This window comes from Pseudodesulfovibrio sp. 7M6 (assembly GCF_050058625.1).
Taxonomy (GTDB): Bacteria; Desulfobacterota; Desulfovibrionia; order Desulfovibrionales; family Desulfovibrionaceae; genus Pseudodesulfovibrio; species Pseudodesulfovibrio salinus.
Genome location: NZ_CP188816.1, coordinates 1,487,316 through 1,501,940 on the forward strand (window position 1 = coordinate 1,487,316; position 14,625 = coordinate 1,501,940).

At 54.7% G+C, this 14,625-nt stretch carries 14 protein-coding genes; 5 read left to right on the forward strand and 9 right to left on the reverse strand.

The window, feature by feature from the left end:
* Positions 1-9: 9 nt before the first annotated feature.
* From ACI0FG_RS07045 to ileS, 6 genes are read right to left on the reverse strand one after another with little or no spacing between them, the layout of a single operon-like run.
* On the reverse strand, positions 10-528 hold the full coding sequence (locus tag ACI0FG_RS07045) for a PilZ domain-containing protein (RefSeq protein WP_419787839.1): 519 nt from the start codon (positions 526-528) through the stop codon (positions 10-12).
* Positions 529-544: 16 nt separating this feature from the next.
* Positions 545-985 carry a 4Fe-4S binding protein gene (locus ACI0FG_RS07050; RefSeq protein ID WP_419787840.1) on the reverse strand — a complete coding sequence of 147 codons (441 nt, stop codon included), beginning with the start codon at positions 983-985 and terminating at the stop codon, positions 545-547.
* A 59-nt stretch (positions 986-1,044) separates the two neighbouring features.
* Positions 1,045-1,983, reverse strand: a complete 939-nt coding sequence (locus ACI0FG_RS07055; protein ID WP_419787841.1) for a tetratricopeptide repeat protein — start codon at positions 1,981-1,983, stop codon at positions 1,045-1,047.
* A gap of 5 nt (positions 1,984-1,988) precedes the next feature.
* Positions 1,989-2,216 carry a PLD nuclease N-terminal domain-containing protein gene (locus ACI0FG_RS07060; protein WP_419787842.1) on the reverse strand — a complete coding sequence of 76 codons (228 nt, stop codon included), beginning with the start codon at positions 2,214-2,216 and terminating at the stop codon, positions 1,989-1,991.
* 17 nt (positions 2,217-2,233) lie between these two features.
* On the reverse strand, positions 2,234-2,731 hold the full coding sequence (gene lspA / locus ACI0FG_RS07065; protein WP_419787843.1) for a signal peptidase II: 498 nt from the start codon (positions 2,729-2,731) through the stop codon (positions 2,234-2,236).
* A 5-nt stretch (positions 2,732-2,736) separates the two neighbouring features.
* The gene (ileS, locus tag ACI0FG_RS07070) at positions 2,737-5,559 is read right to left on the reverse strand and encodes an isoleucine--tRNA ligase (protein WP_419787844.1); all 2,823 of its coding nucleotides are present in this window, start codon (positions 5,557-5,559) and stop codon (positions 2,737-2,739) included.
* Positions 5,560-5,774: 215 nt separating this feature from the next.
* On the opposite strand from ileS, the gene ACI0FG_RS07075 reads away from it, so the two are divergent.
* Complete coding sequence (locus tag ACI0FG_RS07075; protein WP_419787845.1) at positions 5,775-6,395, forward strand: tetratricopeptide repeat protein; 621 nt, start codon at positions 5,775-5,777, stop codon at positions 6,393-6,395.
* Positions 6,396-6,476: 81 nt separating this feature from the next.
* Here the strand turns inward: ACI0FG_RS07075 and epsC are convergent, their stop codons facing one another.
* The 3 genes from epsC to ACI0FG_RS07090 form a co-directional block, all read right to left on the reverse strand.
* Complete coding sequence (gene epsC, locus ACI0FG_RS07080; RefSeq protein ID WP_419787846.1) at positions 6,477-7,394, reverse strand: serine O-acetyltransferase EpsC; 918 nt, start codon at positions 7,392-7,394, stop codon at positions 6,477-6,479.
* Positions 7,395-7,396: 2 nt separating this feature from the next.
* Complete coding sequence (gene cysK / locus ACI0FG_RS07085; RefSeq protein WP_419787847.1) at positions 7,397-8,323, reverse strand: cysteine synthase A; 927 nt, start codon at positions 8,321-8,323, stop codon at positions 7,397-7,399.
* 370 nt (positions 8,324-8,693) lie between these two features.
* The gene (locus ACI0FG_RS07090; RefSeq protein ID WP_419787848.1) at positions 8,694-8,954 is read right to left on the reverse strand and encodes a DUF493 family protein; all 261 of its coding nucleotides are present in this window, start codon (positions 8,952-8,954) and stop codon (positions 8,694-8,696) included.
* 193 nt (positions 8,955-9,147) lie between these two features.
* On the opposite strand from ACI0FG_RS07090, the gene ACI0FG_RS07095 reads away from it, so the two are divergent.
* The 4 genes from ACI0FG_RS07095 to ACI0FG_RS07110 all read left to right on the forward strand — a co-directional run bounded on the left by ACI0FG_RS07095 (position 9,148) and on the right by ACI0FG_RS07110 (position 14,575).
* Positions 9,148-11,283: a putative bifunctional diguanylate cyclase/phosphodiesterase gene (locus tag ACI0FG_RS07095; RefSeq protein WP_419787849.1), complete on the forward strand. Its 2,136-nt coding sequence runs from the start codon at positions 9,148-9,150 to the stop codon at positions 11,281-11,283.
* Between the two features lie 29 nt (positions 11,284-11,312).
* Entirely contained in the window at positions 11,313-11,495 is a 183-nt protein-coding gene (locus ACI0FG_RS07100) for a hypothetical protein (RefSeq protein ID WP_419787850.1), read from the forward strand.
* Positions 11,496-11,632: 137 nt separating this feature from the next.
* Positions 11,633-12,049 carry an Hsp20/alpha crystallin family protein gene (locus ACI0FG_RS07105; RefSeq protein WP_419787851.1) on the forward strand — a complete coding sequence of 139 codons (417 nt, stop codon included), beginning with the start codon at positions 11,633-11,635 and terminating at the stop codon, positions 12,047-12,049.
* Positions 12,050-12,064: 15 nt separating this feature from the next.
* A complete protein-coding gene (locus tag ACI0FG_RS07110; RefSeq protein ID WP_419787852.1) occupies positions 12,065-14,575 on the forward strand; it encodes a Lon protease family protein in 2,511 nt (836 codons plus the stop codon).
* Positions 14,576-14,625 lie beyond the last annotated feature (50 nt).

The following is a 14,625-nucleotide window of genomic DNA, read 5'->3' on the forward strand; positions in this document are numbered from 1 at the left end:
CCTGGGCGGCTACATTTTGGCGTTACGGATTTGCTCGCGTTGTTCCTGGAAAACAAAGCGGACAATAGCCTCCATGTCCGCGGCACGGGTGTCCACGAACTCGAAGCGATAAAGGCTCGTATCCTCTTCAATACCCACGATACGTCCCTTGCTTCCGGCTAAACGAAGTGGAGCATAGCCCAGCTGAATGACAATTTCCATGGGGGTATTTACTGGAAATTTATCCGGGGTTCTGAATTTGATTCCGGCTGCCGATATCTCCAGGATCTCCACTTGAGTAGGGAAATCGGCCTGAATCCGGTCCTGGCTGAGCAACGCCAGTATCCGATCCACTTTTCGGTCCATCTCAGACAGAAATCTGGTCAGGTCTTCCGGAAGTTTGCTGTGGCGAAACAACGTTTCGGACAAGGAAGGCTCGTCCACGGCTTCTTCCGTAAAAATGGGCGAGGACTCCAGGGAATGCATGATACGCGCATGTCCCTTGAGTCGGACCGAGACGCGCGAAAAGGTACGTTTTTCTTCGCTCATAGCCTCTCCTGTCAGTTTAGTCCCGGTCGTCCTCCGTATCCAGGGTCATGGCCTTGACCGGGCAGACACGGGTACACATGCCGCATGCGGAACATTTTTCGACGTCGAAGATCACCTTCGCGTCACTTTTTTCGAGAAAAAGCGCGCCCGTGGGGCACATGGCCGTACACAGGCCACAGTGGATGCAGGATTCCTCGTTACGGAATATCTTGTGTGCGACAGGCGTGATACGTATGCCGTTTTCCTTGAGGTAGCCGATCCCCTTGTGAAAGTCTTCTTCCAGCCCGGAGACTTCCAACGTCATGGAGCCTTCATGGCGCGGGCTGATGTCCGATTTGAGGATGTTGAAGCTGAGGTCGAACAACCGTGTGAGGTTGCAGACTACAGGCCGTCCGGAAACTTCCGGCGGGAATGAGAGATAGACGATTTTTCTGAAACCCTTGATGACTTCTTTCATGATTAACCTGTCAGTTATCTGTGGCATGCCGAGTTGGATTGTGCAACCACCCGGCTCAATTACTTCATTTTATCCAGAGTGCGCTTGGCCTGGGTGGCCTGGGGCGTTCCGGGGAATTTTTTTATGACTTCGTCAAGACGCATCTTGGCCAGTTCCGGCTTGCCCAATTTGTTCCAGGAATAGGCCGCCATGAGCAGGGCGGACTTGTATTTGGAGCTTTTGGGATATTTGTCGATGACATCCTCATACAGGATTACGGCTCGGGCGTGGTCGCCGAGCTTGTAGTAGCACTGTCCCTGCCAGAAAACCGCGCTGGGGACATAGGCGTGCTTTTTGAATGTGTCGGTGAATTCTGCCCAGTAGGAGCGTGCTTTTTCAAATTCACCCTGTTTGTACAGGTTGTAGGCCTTGTCGTACAGGGCCTTAGCTGCATCGGTTGTCTGGACCGGTGCTGCCGGTGTTGCCTTTGCCGTTTCGTTTGTAGGCTTGCCTACTTCGACTTTTTGGGTCTGGGGGGCGGCGGCCGTGGCGTTATCCGCAGCCGTGTCCACCGGAGTGGCGCCAGCCTCGGCCAGAGGTGTGCTGTTGGGCTTCAGGCTGCTCAGGTCAGCCTGGAGCTGGTTCTCCAGAATGAATTCGACTTCCTTGAGCTCTTTTTGGAGGTCGGCCATGGTCAGCGGGGCATTGGCATCGCCGATCTGTCGGTCCATGCGCATGTTCAGGGTTTCGAGGTCGCCGCGCAACTTGGCAAAGTCGGCGCGCAGGGATTGGAGCTCCGCCCAGGTATCGGCTGTTTTTTCCCGTACAGGAGACTGTGAGTTTTCTATTTCCTGCCGCAGGGCCTTCTTGGATTCCGCGAGTTCGGCTTCCAGCTGCTGGATGCGGTTGACGTCTTGTTGGCGTTCGATCTGCAAGGTCTGCATCTCGTCTTTGGTGACGCAGCCTGTCATGGTAAGGAGCAGGCAGCTCAGTAATATCAGAACGAAATGTTTAATCATGTCGGCTATCCTCGTTTGATTCCACGTTTCTTTCCAATCAATAGATACGCCAGAGAGCCCAAGATGGGAATAAAAATGCACAGTTGCATCCAGGCAACCTTTTCGCTCGGCAGGTCGTAGTCACGCCGCCAGACATCGAGAATGGACCATGCGCTGAATGAAAAGCATACAGCTACGGCCAGTGCGGCTATTGCCCATTGGGTCGGGGTGACGGCTGAGAAATCGGGAAACATCGTAGGGGCTCCTGATGTTACGACAGGTTGCGGGAATGGCCGCGTTTGCGGCCCAGCAGCATGGATAGGAGAATGCATCCGGCCCCGACGGTCAGTGCAATGTCCGCCACGTTGAAGGCGGGCCAGTGGTAGTCTCCGACATAGAAGTCCAGAAAATCGGTCACAACTCCGACGCGCACACGATCGATGAGGTTCCCGACGGCTCCTCCGGCTATGAGGGCAAGGCCGGTAATGAGCCATCGGTCGGTCCGGTCGGCTGTTTTCAACATATAGCCGATCACAGCCAGTGCAGCCAGACCGATAACGATGAACAGCGGGCGTTGCCAATCAATATGCTCGCTGTCCAGAAAACCCCATGCCGCGCCACGGTTCAGCACGTGGACCAGGTTGAAGAACCCTGCAATGACCTGATGGCCGGTCCACGGCTCCATGATGGCGGCAACCCAGGCCTTTGTGGCCTGGTCAAGGGCGATGACGCCTGCCGCCAGCAGGGATGCGTATCCGTATCGGCCCATGCCGCCTATTCCTGGTCCAGGCTTTTCAGCACCTCGGTGCAACGGGGGCAGGCATCCGGAAATGCCGGGTCCGTGCCCAGATCATTGCTGATGCGCCAGCATCGCTCGCACTTTTGGCCGGGAGCTGCTTCCACGGTAATGCGCAGGTCTTCGATTTCCTCGCCAACAAAGGCATCGGCGGGCGCCTCGGCAAAGTCGGCCAAAGCCACATCAGAGACGATGAAGAATTCGCGTCCATCCAGTTCATCGGAAGACAGAAGCTCGCGGACGGCTTCGGAAGCGTAGATTGTGATCTTGGCATCCAGTGACTTGCCGATGACTCCGTCTTTGCGCTTGGGCTCAATGGCCTTGTTTACCTCTGCACGGATGGCGGCCAGCGTTTCCCAACGGCCGCGTTCCTCATCCGTAATGCAGGCTTGATCTGCTGCAAAGCGCAGCGCGAATACGGTATCGGTCTGGTGCAGCGCCGCCTTGATGGCTTCGGGCAGCTGTTGGAATGCTTCTTCGGCAGTGAAGGAGAGGACCGGGGCCATGTCTTCAAGCAGCATGAGCAGGACCTGCCAGAGCACAGTCTGGGCAGAGCGACGTTTGAGGCCGTCCTGCTTTTCTACGTACAGGCGATCCTTGAGGATATCCAGATAGAAGGAGGACAGATCCACAACGCAGAGATTGTGCAAGGTGTGGTAGACCTTGTGGAATTCGTAGCTGCGGTATGCCTTTCTTATGGTGGCGTGGTGTCGGGACACCATATCGAGGGCAAAGCGATCCAACGGGAGCAGATCCTTGACGGCCACACGGTCTGCGGGATCGAAATCAGTCAGGTTGGAAAGCAGGTAGCGGCAGGTGTTCCGAATGCGTCGGTAGGCATCCACCAGACGGTTCAACGTCTCGTCGGAGATACGAATATCTTCCTGATAGTTGGATGCCGAGACCCACATGCGCAGGATCTCCGCGCCGAATTTGTCGATGATCTCCTGGGGCGCAAGGACGTTACCGATGGATTTCGACATCTTGCGGCCATCCGCATCCACCACGTAGCCATGGGTGAGTACGGCCTTGTAGGGCGGAACGTCACGCGTTCCAACTGAGGCGAGCAGGGAGGAATGGAACCAGCCTCGGTGCTGATCCGATCCTTCAAGATAAAGGTCGGCCGGGAAGCTCAGTTCGGGCCGTTTTTCGACCACGGCGGCAAAGCTCGTACCGGAGTCGAACCAGACATCCAGAATGTCGGTCTCCCGCTTCCAGTGTGTGCCACCGCACTTCGGGCAGGTAAGGCCTTCGGGGACGAGTTCCTCGATGGGAGCCTCGAACCAGTAGTCGCAGCCAGTCTCGTGCTTCGCGTATTTCTCGCAGATGTCGTAGACCCACTGGGCATCGAACCAGCTCTCATCGCAGTCCTTGCAGATGAGGGCGGAGATGGGAACGCCCCAATTGCGCTGACGGGAAATGCACCAGTCAGGGCGATTGGCGATCATATTGTGAATGCGCTCCTCGCCCCAGGCCGGAATCCACTGCACATCGTTGCGGATGGCATCGAGCGCCCGCTTGCGCAGGTCGTTTTCGTCCATGCCGATGAACCACTGGGTGGTGGCGCGGAAGATGACCGGCTGCTTGCAGCGCCAGCAATGGGGGTAGGAGTGGGTGATTTTTTCCTGAGCCAGGAGATTGCCGACCTCGGTCAGCTTCTCGATGACCTTGGGATTGGCCTCCCATACGTTCAGGCCAGCGAAATATTCAACCTCTTGGGTAAAAACACCGTGGTCGTTCATGGGCGAGTAAATCTCCAGCCCATACCGGAGGCCTGTCTCGAAGTCTTCGCGACCATGGCCGGGAGCCGTGTGGACACAGCCGGTGCCGGTTTCCAAGGTCACGTAGTCTGCCAGCACCACGAGGGATTCCCTGTCATAGATGGGGTGCTTGGCCTTGAGCCGCTCCAGAGCGGCACCCTTGAAGGTGGCAAGGACCTTGGGGGTATCCCAGCCGAACTTGCCCGCGCATTCTTGCAACATGCCCTCGGCCAGAATGTGATAGGCCCCGCCGACTTCCACCAGCACGTAGTCGAAGTCCGGGTGGACGGCCACACCCATATTGTCGGGAATGGTCCAGGGCGTGGTGGTCCAGATGTCGATGAACAGCTTGGACACATCCACGTCGGCAATCTTTTTGAAATTCTCATCCGGCAGAGGGAAGCTTACGTAGATGGACGGAGAGGTGTGGTCTTCGTATTCAACTTCGGCTTCGGCCAAGGCGGTGTGGCAGTCGCAGCACCAATAGATGGGCTTCTTGCCACGGACCACGCCGTCCCGCTCCATGAAATGCCCCAGTTCGCGGGCCGTGGCGGCCTCATACTCCGGCTTCATGGTCATGTACGGATCATCCCAGGTGCCCAGCACGCCGAGGCGTTTGAACTCCTTCCGCTGCACATCCAGCCACTTGGCTGCATAGGAGCGGCAGACCTTGCGGATGGTCAGGGTGTCCAGTTCTTTGTTCTTGGCCTTGAGTTCCTGTTCCACCTTGTGTTCGATGGGCAGGCCGTGGCAATCCCAACCCGGCACATACTGCGACTGCTGTCCCTGCATGTTGCGGGACTTGACGATGATGTCCTTGAGGATTTTGTTCAGGGCGGTGCCCATGTGAATATGGCCGTTGGCATAGGGAGGCCCATCGTGCAGAATAAAAGTGTCGTTCGCCCCGTTGGCATCGACCATGGCGTCGTAGGCTTTGGTCTCTTCCCAGAACTTGAGCATCTCGGGCTCACGTTGCTTGAGGTTGGCTTTCATGGGAAAATTGGTTTTGGGCAGGAGCAGGGTTTTTTTGTAGTCGCTCATGGCTGTTGCGGTCCTCCGACGGCGATATATTTCACTTGATGATACCTAGCGTTCAATTGGGTCGGCGTAGATTGGTACAACATGGACTCGAAGTCAAGCGCGGCTGGGGTTTGCGGCCTGGCAAGACTATTGTTTGCACATGCTTGTGCATATCCTGAAATACGGGGTAATTTAATCGATCATTTTTTGATTTTAACATTTTTGGGGGAGGAAATATGGCGACAGAACACCAACGGGGCGAGGCTGAACCGTCGGGCGGTCTGGTAAAAAAGTCCACCTGTATCATCCTTGTGGTTATGGCGCTGCTTGTCGGGGCATTTATCGGTAATACCGTGACTATGCTCTACATAGGACAGCGAGAAGACGAACAGCCCATTCCGGCGGTGTCGTCGGCAGCGCCCGAGACTTCGGGTGGCAACGCCGCCACACTCGCTCGTCTGGAACAGAAGACCGCCGCCAACCCCGTTGATGCGGACGCCTGGGTCGAGCTTGGCAACTACTGTTTTGACAACGGGCTGTCGGAAAAGGCGGCCGTAGCCTATGAGCACGCTTTGGAACTTTCCCCCATGCGGGCCAACGTCTGGTCGGATCTGGGGGTCATGTATCGCCGGACCAGCCAGTTCCATAAGGCCATTGATGCCTTTGGGCAGGCTGCCAAGATTGATCCGGTGCACACTACATCCCGGTACAATATGGGTGTGGTCTATTATTTCGACCTCAACGACAAGTCGAATGCCCTGAAGGTCTGGAAATCTTTGCTTGCCGATGAGCCCCAGGCCCGGACGCCGGATGGGCGTCCTCTGGCGGATCTGATCAGCGAAGTGGAGAAGAAGTAGCGGTTGTCAGGCTGTATAAAAGCAAAAAAAGGGAAGCACGAACCAACGTGCTTCCCTTTTTCCTTTTTGTTTTCAGGAGCGTTATACGTCGCCGTCAGTAAGAACCTGATGTGTGGCCCTGGACTGAAGAATGCGCGCACCGGCCGGAACATCGCTGGTGATCCATACGTTGCCGCCGATGACCGCGCCTTTGCCGATGGTCACGCGCCCGAGGATGGTCGAACCGGCGTAGACGATGACACCGTCTTCCACCACGGGGTGGCGGGGCAGTCCCTTGATGAGACGCTCGTCATCCCCTTTGGGAAAGCTCTTTGCTCCCAGGGTTACGCCCTGGTAGATGCGAACGTTGTCGCCGATGATGCATGTCTCGCCGATGACGGTGCCGGTACCGTGATCCATGAAAAAGCTCTTGCCGATGGTTGCGCCGGGATGAATGTCGATGCCCGTGTCCGAGTGAGCCATCTCTCCGATAATTCGGGGGATGATGTCCACGTCCAGCTTGTAGAGTTCGTGGGCGATGCGGTGGTTGGTCAGCGCCCGAACCGAGGGGTAGCAAAAGATGGTCTCGCCATGGCTTTTGGCTGCCGGATCGCCGTCATAGGCGGCCTCCACGTCCTTGAGCAGGAGTTTGCGAATGATGGGCAGCCGGGTGATGAAAGTGCGGGCCACATCGTGGGCACGGTCTTCACACTCTTTGCATTTCCCGCCGGACTCCATTTCGCAGACAAAGCAATAGCCCCGGTTTATCTGGTCCGCCAACTGGCGTTCAACACGGTCCAGGGTGGCGCCGATATAGTAGGGCATGGTGTCCGGGGTGATCTCGGACGGCCCGAAGTAGCCGGGGAAGAGGACGGTACGTAGCGACTCCACCAGTTCGGAGAGCGTCTCCACCGACGGCATGGGCATGTCGTCGGAGTATCGGTGTCTGACCCGGTCGTTGTCGCCAGACTCAACAAGCTGGGCGACAACGTCGGCAAGGGAGTAATTCTTATCGGTCATGACTAATCCTCTTCAAAGAGCGGCGTGCTCAGGTAGCGCTCGCCGGTATCGCAGATGATGAATACGATCATCTTACCTTTATTTTCGGGGCGGGCAGCCAGCTTGAGTGCCGCAGCACAATTGGCCCCGGAGGATATGCCGCAGAGGATCCCCTCTTCCCGCATCAGCCGTTTGGCCATGGCAACGGCTTCCTCATTCTCGATGGTAATTACTTCATCGATGATCTCGGTGTTCAGTACCTCGGGAACAAAGCCTGCGCCAATGCCCTGAATGGCATGGGGCCCGGGGGCTCCACCAGACAGAACCGGAGAGGAGGCGGGCTCTACGGCAACTGCCTTTACATCGGGTTTGTGGGATTTCAGTCCTTCGCCGGTTCCGGTCAGTGTTCCACCGGTTCCGACTCCGGCTACCAGTATGTCTACCAGACCGTCGGTGTCGGTCCAGATTTCCTCTGCGGTAGTGGCGCGATGTATCGCTGCGTTGTCCGGGTTGGAAAACTGCATCGGCATGAATCCCTTTTCCAGTCCTTTAAGGATTTCTTCCGCCTTGGCAATGGCTCCCTTCATGCCCTCGGCAGCCGGGGTGAGAACCAGTTCCGCCCCAAGTCCCTTGAGCAACTTGCGCCGTTCAGAACTCATGTTTTCGGGCATGGTCAGAATCAACCGCATTCCTTTGACGGCACAGACAAAAGCCAGGCCAACACCCGTGTTGCCGCTGGTGGGTTCCACCAGAACGGTTTCGGTATCGATACGGCCGTCGGCCAGGGCGGCTTTGATCATGTTAAGGCCTACACGGTCCTTTACGGAACCACAGGGGTTGTTGAACTCCAATTTGGCCACCACCGTAGCGCCCAGCCCTTCGGACAGTCGGTTGAGGCGGACCATGGGAGTGCGGCCTACCAGTTCGGTCATATTGTCGGCAATGTGCATGTGAAGCCTCCAGTATGGATTGACGGCGACATTTGGCCTTCCGGCTTGGCTGTCGCACTGTTCGATTAACGTTTTGGGCCTTGGGGAGAGACCTTCCCATATCCTTCGTTCATGCAAATGGTCCGGTTCAGTGCGGCGCATCCATCGGAAAAAATTGACGTAAAGATGCTGAGAAGTGAGGAGGTTGCACGATTTATGGCGTGTCGCTCAGGTGGGCGCGCAGTTGTGCCTCCGGACCGTATGTCATTTACAAGCCTACAGGCTTGCATCGAAGTTTGTTTCGTGCGTAAGCTAAGTATTGAAATGGAGTCTGTAAACCTGATAAAATCATTCCAGACCTATGAACTCTGAAAGTATATGCCAAGAACTGTCACAGGGACATGACTCCTGAAACTTGGGCGGCTGTACTGTAAACTTCCATTACTTCATGAGAAGAGCACATGTTGGTTTCGAAAGTGACGCTGACATATTTACCCGTTCTGGAAGGGCGTGTCCTCAGGTCGTAATCCTGGAACAATGAGCAGAATTCATCCAGTTTTTCGAAGGGGACAATAAATTTGAAAAGATAGGGACATGGCCATTCGTGATGGTCGTTCAGGAGCTTGTGAAACTGTTTATGGCGATCGTCCATGGCCTTGCCTCCGTGTTGTGATGTGAGGCTGGCACTAGCTCTCTGCAGGTTGTTTGTCAATCGGAGGGGGGCTGATGAAGAGGAATCGTGATCCTTGTCATGGTTGGTTTATAATTGTGCCAGCATGTAATTGTCATAGGATAAAGGTAGATTCAACGAAAGATAATAACCAGCTGAGGTGGAAAACGGCACCATGAAAGTTGACGTGCTCGTAGTAGACGACGAGCGAATTAATCTCAAGCTCATAGAGGGCATTCTTAAGGGACAGGATCTGAATCTGGTTCTTGCCTCCGATGGAAGGCAAGCGCTGCAAAAAGCTGTTGAATACGATTTTGCCGTGGCCTTGCTTGACATCATGATGCCGGACATGGATGGCTTTGAACTAGCGGAAAAATTACGATCCAATGGTCAGACGTGTTCCGTTCCCATCATTTTTATTACTGCTATCAGCAAAGAACAGCGTCACGTCTTTCGTGGCTATGAACTGGGGGCCGTCGACTATCTCTTCAAGCCTGTGGAGCCCGAAATATTACGTGGCAAGGTCTCGGTATTTGCAGATTTGCATCGCCATAAGCGCTCCTTGGAGGAAACGACCCGGCGGCTTGAATCCGTAATAGGTGAATTGGAATCGTCACGGCTTGCCCTGGAGAAATCCGAACAACGGTACAGGACCGTTGCTGACTATAATTATGACTGGGAAAGCTGGATTGTGCCCGATGGGGCTTATGCGTATGTCTCCCCGTCGTGTAAACGTATCAGCGGTTATCCGCCGGAACGTTTTCTTGAAGATCCTGATTTTTTGGAGCGTATTGTCCATCATGATGACTTGTCTGTGTGGCAACATTTCATGGCTTCGACCTCGACGGAAGGAAATGGACTGACATTTCGTATTTACCATAGCGATTCCCACATCCGCTGGATAAGCGCGGTCAAGCATTCCATCAGTTCGGATGAAGGCGAAGACCTCGGCATCCGCATGAGTATGCGGGACGTAACAAGCCGCAAGCGGATGGAAAAGCAGCTCAAACATAGTCAGTTGCATGATCCGTTGACCGGTCTGCCCAACCGCGGACTGTTTCTGGACAGAGTGGAGCGCGCAATTGGTCATTCCGCGCGGCACAGCAGCTACTTTGCTGTCCTTTTCATCAATCTTGATAGATTCCAGGTGATCAACGACCATTATGGACATACCACCGGAGACAAGGCCTTGGTGCGTATCGCCATGCTGTTGTCCCAGATTTTGCGGTCCGGGGATACGCTGGCTCGTTTCGGCGGGGATGAATTTGTAATCCTCATGGAGGATTTGCCGAGAAAAGCGGATGCGCGTGATGCCATTCAGGCTGTTCAGGCTGCCTTTAGTCAGCCTGTGGATGTGGAAGGCAGCCGCTTTGCCATATCCGCCAGTGTCGGATTCCAGATTGCACTTGGTGCCGAAGTGGACAAGGCGGACCTCGTTCATAATGCACAATTGGCCATGTTCAAGGCAAAGTCCGATGGCAAGAATCGGCTTCGTGAGTATTCTCCCAATATGCGCAAGGGAGCCGTAAATATTCTGGCGGTTGAAAATGATCTTAAACGTGGATTGCAGGCCGGGGAATTTGAACCGTTTTTCCAGCCGTTGATCAATCTGAACGATGGCAGCCTGTACGGCTTTGAGGCCCTGGCCCGCTGGAGACATAGCGAGCGCGGCTTGGTCGGTCCTGGAGAGTTTATCCCGGTAGCAGAGGAGACAGGGCTTATTGTCCCTCTTGGCGTCAAGGTGCTGCGCGACTCCTGCACGTCCCTCAAGCGTTGGCGTCATAAATTTCCTCGGGCAGAGGAACTGACCATTGCTGTTAATATTTCGGCCAAGCAGTTTGGTGAACCCAGTCTTGTCCATGATGTGAAGCGGATTCTGGAGGAATCGGAGTTACCGCCCAACAGGCTTAAACTGGAAATAACCGAAACAGTGGTCATGTTGGATGCAATGACCTCAACCGGCCGGCTCAACAGTCTCAAGGTTTTGGGAGTCATGTTGGCCATAGATGATTTTGGCACCGGGTATTCATCCATGAGTTATCTGCAGAAGTTTCCGGTGGACCAGCTCAAGATAGATTTGAGTTTTGTGCGACATATGGAAAAGGCACCGGAAAACATCGAGATTATACGCGCCATGGTCAATATGGCCCATAGTCTGCAACTCAAGGTTGTGGCCGAAGGGATAGAAAACGAGCGGCAGCGGGATTTGCTTTATTCCTTGCAATGCGACTATGGACAGGGCTATTTGTATTCCAAGCCCGTTCCTTGCGATGAGGCGGAGGAACTGGTGAGAAAGTACATGGATTCCTGAAGTAATCGGATCGAGGAGCAACACGTACGATGAATCTGAGCGCACCCCAACTCATTACCTGGATAGTCGGAGTCATAATCGGCGTCTTGGGCATCTGCATCCACATGAACGTCATGTCCGTCCCCGCCTTGGAAGATGTGATTCGTCCCTTCTGGTTGGTTTCCACAGGATTTGTGATCCTGGCCATTTCCAATTTGTTCAAGGGGCTCTAGTCGGCTTTCGGCCATGGGCCGAATCTTTTTATTCGGAAGGGGGGATGCGGATGCATTCTCCCTTTGTCGTGTTTCTTTTGCACGTACCTGACGCCGGAGATTCGATGGTTGTTTGACGAAATTCGGAGGTTGCCGTCATGGCGGATTTGAAACGATGGAGCCAGGGCGAGATAGGCCGTATGCGTCGGGATATGGATAGAATGTTTGATGACTTCTGTTCAGACTTCGATCTCCCCTTGATGCTCTGCCGTATGGCTGGGGATCTTGAACTTGTGGATGAAAATTGGGAGCTTGTAGCCCGGATGGCACTGGGGTCCATGAATCCTGATTCTGTTAAGGTTTCCGTGCGTGATCGCCGTCTTGTCATTCAGGCCGTCAGTGTGGTGGAGGACTGCTGCAGCCGTGAGTCCCGTTCATGTACCAAGGAAATCCGATTGCCGTGCCGTATTGATCCCGATGGAGTGAAGATGCGGTTTGTAGATGGGGTACTCGAAATTCTTTTGCCCAAGTGCCGCCCGGAAAAGGTTCACCGGACTTATTTGCTTAAGCGATAACCACGGAGTGCTGCCATGCCAGAAAAAAGGTCTTCTTCGTTGCTCGGTCCCGACCAGCTCAAATGGACTCCTGATCCGAAAAACATGCCATTTGCCACAACCGACGAACTGGAGCCTCAAAAGGATATCATAGGCCAACGGCGAGGAGTGGAGGCCTTTCGTTTCGGCATGGGGATGGCCAAAAAGGGGTATAACATATTCGTGACAGGCTACCCCGGCAGTGGTCGACTCTCCACCGTGCGTCGCCTTTTGCATGAAATAGCGGACGGTACGGGCGCGCCGAACGACATCTGCTACGTCAACAACTTTAAGCAGCCGGAAGCGCCGATCATGCTGAGGTTCCCGGCAGGCGACGGTAGCCGCTTCAAAAAGCTGATGCAGGAATTTCTGGATACAGTGAAGCGCGAGGCTCCGCAGCTATTTGACAGTGAAGAATACATTGCCCGCAAAAATGAGATCACCGAAGCCCACGAAAAGCAGATCCTGACTTTTTACACGGCCATAGAAGACCAGGTCAAGGATACCGGGCTGGTGGTCGTTCGTATGCAGATGGGGCCGGTGCAGCGTCCGGACGTGGTGCCGCTGGTGGATGGCGAGCCCAAGCGGATGATCGAGCTTGAGGAAATGGTCGAAAAGGGGCGATTCCCCCGTGACGAATTTGAGCGCTTGCGCGACAAGCGGGCGGAATTGAAGGAGGAACTGGACCAGATTGTTCAGGAGCTCAAGAAGCTGCAGAAGGAAGCCATGCGTAAGCATGACGAACTGGACCGTCTGATGTTCACGTCCGTTGCCGAGGATTTTATTAAACCCCTCAGAGAGACGTTCCCCGGCCAGAAAGTGCAGGATTATTTGGATTCCGTGCTGGATAACATGGCCGAGGACCTGGAAGGCATCAAGGCCCTCAGCGGGCCGCCCAAGCAGGGGATGATCCCGGGCATGGTCTTCGGGCCACCTTCCCCGGAAGTAGTGTTTCAGCCCTATCAGGTCAATCTGCTGGTGGATAACGCCGAGCTTGAGGGACCTCCCGTCATATTTGAATCGTATCCCACCTACCGGAATCTTTTCGGCTCCATCGAGCGTGTACAGGACCGTTCCGGCGGCTGGCATACCGATTACACCAAGATCAAGGCCGGGTCCTTTGTCAAAGCCAACGGCGGTTATCTGGTGATCAACCTCATGGATGCCATTTATGAGCCGGGTGTGTGGCAGACTCTCAAACGTTCGCTCAAGACCGAGAACATCGAGATTGAGACGTTCGACCCCTATTACTTCATCAGCGCCACCGGCCTGAAGCCGGAACCCATTGATATGGCGGTCAAGGTCGTTGTCCTTGGCAGTCCACAGCTCTATGCTCTGCTGCGTAACTATGACGAGGACGTGTCCAAAATATTCAAGGTGCGCGCAGATTATGAAACAAGCATGAACCGTGGCGATGATTCCATTATGGACGTGGCCCGGTTTATCAAAGCGGAGAGCGAACACAACGGTCTGCATGCCTTTGATAAAAGCGGCGTGGCGGCAATTCTGGAAGAGGCCGTCCGCTGGGCTGGGAGGCAGGAGAAAATCTCTGTCGCCTTCCCGCAGTTGGCTGATTTATTGAGTGAAGCCAACTACTTTGCCGAGGTGGCCAAGAGCAAGGTCGTCACCGGAGAGCATGTCAGACAAGCGATTGAAGCCAAGATACACCGTTCCAACATGCTTGAGGAACGGATTCAGGAGATGATCGACAGAGGCAGCCTGTTTGTGGATACGGATGGCGAGGTGACCGGACAGGTCAACGGACTGGCCGTCTATTCCATGGGCGACTACATGTTCGGCAAGCCCTCCCGCATCACCGCTGTGACCTCCCTCGGCAAGGAGGGCATCATCAACATCGAGCGTGAAGCGGATATGTCCGGTCCTACGCACAACAAGGGGATGCTCATCCTTTCCGGCTTCTTGCGCAATAGGTTTGCCCAGGACAAGCCACTTTCCCTGGCGGCGAGCATAGCCTTTGAGCAGTCCTATGGCGGCATTGACGGGGATTCGGCGTCGTCCACGGAGTTGTATGCATTGTTGTCTTCATTGGCTGACATGCCGATTCGTCAATATGTCGCGGTCACGGGCTCGGTAAACCAATACGGCGAAATCCAGCCTATTGGGGGCGTCAACGAGAAGATCGAGGGCTTTTTCCTCTGCTGCAAGCACGCGGGCTTGAATGGAAAGCAGGGGGTGATGATTCCCTATGCGAACGTCAAGGACCTTATGCTGCGAGACGAGGTCGTGGATGCGGTAAGGAAGAAGCAGTTTCATATATGGGCTGTGAAAACCATTGATGAGGGCATAGAAATTCTTACCGGCGTTAAAGCCGGTGCCTGCAGGAAGGACGGGACATACCCGGTAAACTCGATCAATGGATTGGCCGATGCGAAATTGCGTAGTTTGGCTGACAAGCTGATTGCCTTCGGCAAGGAAGAGGAGGGCGGAAAGGGAAAAGGCAAGAAAAAGGCTCCAGCTCGAAAAAAGACTGCTTCCACTGATAATTAGTTATATCAATCGGGATTATCATACAAAAATGGACGAGGCGGCTTTGGCGG

Excerpts from the sequence above, each read along its gene's own strand:
- ACI0FG_RS07045 (WP_419787839.1), bottom strand. The coding sequence starts at position 528 with ATGAGCGAAGAAAAACGTACCTTTTCGCGCGTCTCGGTCCGACTCAAG.
- ACI0FG_RS07050 (WP_419787840.1), bottom strand. The coding sequence starts at position 985 with ATGAAAGAAGTCATCAAGGGTTTCAGAAAAATCGTCTATCTCTCATTC.
- ACI0FG_RS07055 (WP_419787841.1), bottom strand. The coding sequence starts at position 1,983 with ATGATTAAACATTTCGTTCTGATATTACTGAGCTGCCTGCTCCTTACC.
- ACI0FG_RS07060 (WP_419787842.1), bottom strand. The coding sequence starts at position 2,216 with ATGTTTCCCGATTTCTCAGCCGTCACCCCGACCCAATGGGCAATAGCC.
- lspA (WP_419787843.1), bottom strand. The coding sequence starts at position 2,731 with ATGGGCCGATACGGATACGCATCCCTGCTGGCGGCAGGCGTCATCGCC.
- ileS (WP_419787844.1), bottom strand. The coding sequence starts at position 5,559 with ATGAGCGACTACAAAAAAACCCTGCTCCTGCCCAAAACCAATTTTCCC.
- ACI0FG_RS07075 (WP_419787845.1), top strand. The coding sequence starts at position 5,775 with ATGGCGACAGAACACCAACGGGGCGAGGCTGAACCGTCGGGCGGTCTG.
- epsC (WP_419787846.1), bottom strand. The coding sequence starts at position 7,394 with ATGACCGATAAGAATTACTCCCTTGCCGACGTTGTCGCCCAGCTTGTT.
- cysK (WP_419787847.1), bottom strand. The coding sequence starts at position 8,323 with ATGCACATTGCCGACAATATGACCGAACTGGTAGGCCGCACTCCCATG.
- ACI0FG_RS07090 (WP_419787848.1), bottom strand. The coding sequence starts at position 8,954 with ATGGACGATCGCCATAAACAGTTTCACAAGCTCCTGAACGACCATCAC.
- ACI0FG_RS07095 (WP_419787849.1), top strand. The coding sequence starts at position 9,148 with ATGAAAGTTGACGTGCTCGTAGTAGACGACGAGCGAATTAATCTCAAG.
- ACI0FG_RS07100 (WP_419787850.1), top strand. The coding sequence starts at position 11,313 with ATGAATCTGAGCGCACCCCAACTCATTACCTGGATAGTCGGAGTCATA.
- ACI0FG_RS07105 (WP_419787851.1), top strand. The coding sequence starts at position 11,633 with ATGGCGGATTTGAAACGATGGAGCCAGGGCGAGATAGGCCGTATGCGT.
- ACI0FG_RS07110 (WP_419787852.1), top strand. The coding sequence starts at position 12,065 with ATGCCAGAAAAAAGGTCTTCTTCGTTGCTCGGTCCCGACCAGCTCAAA.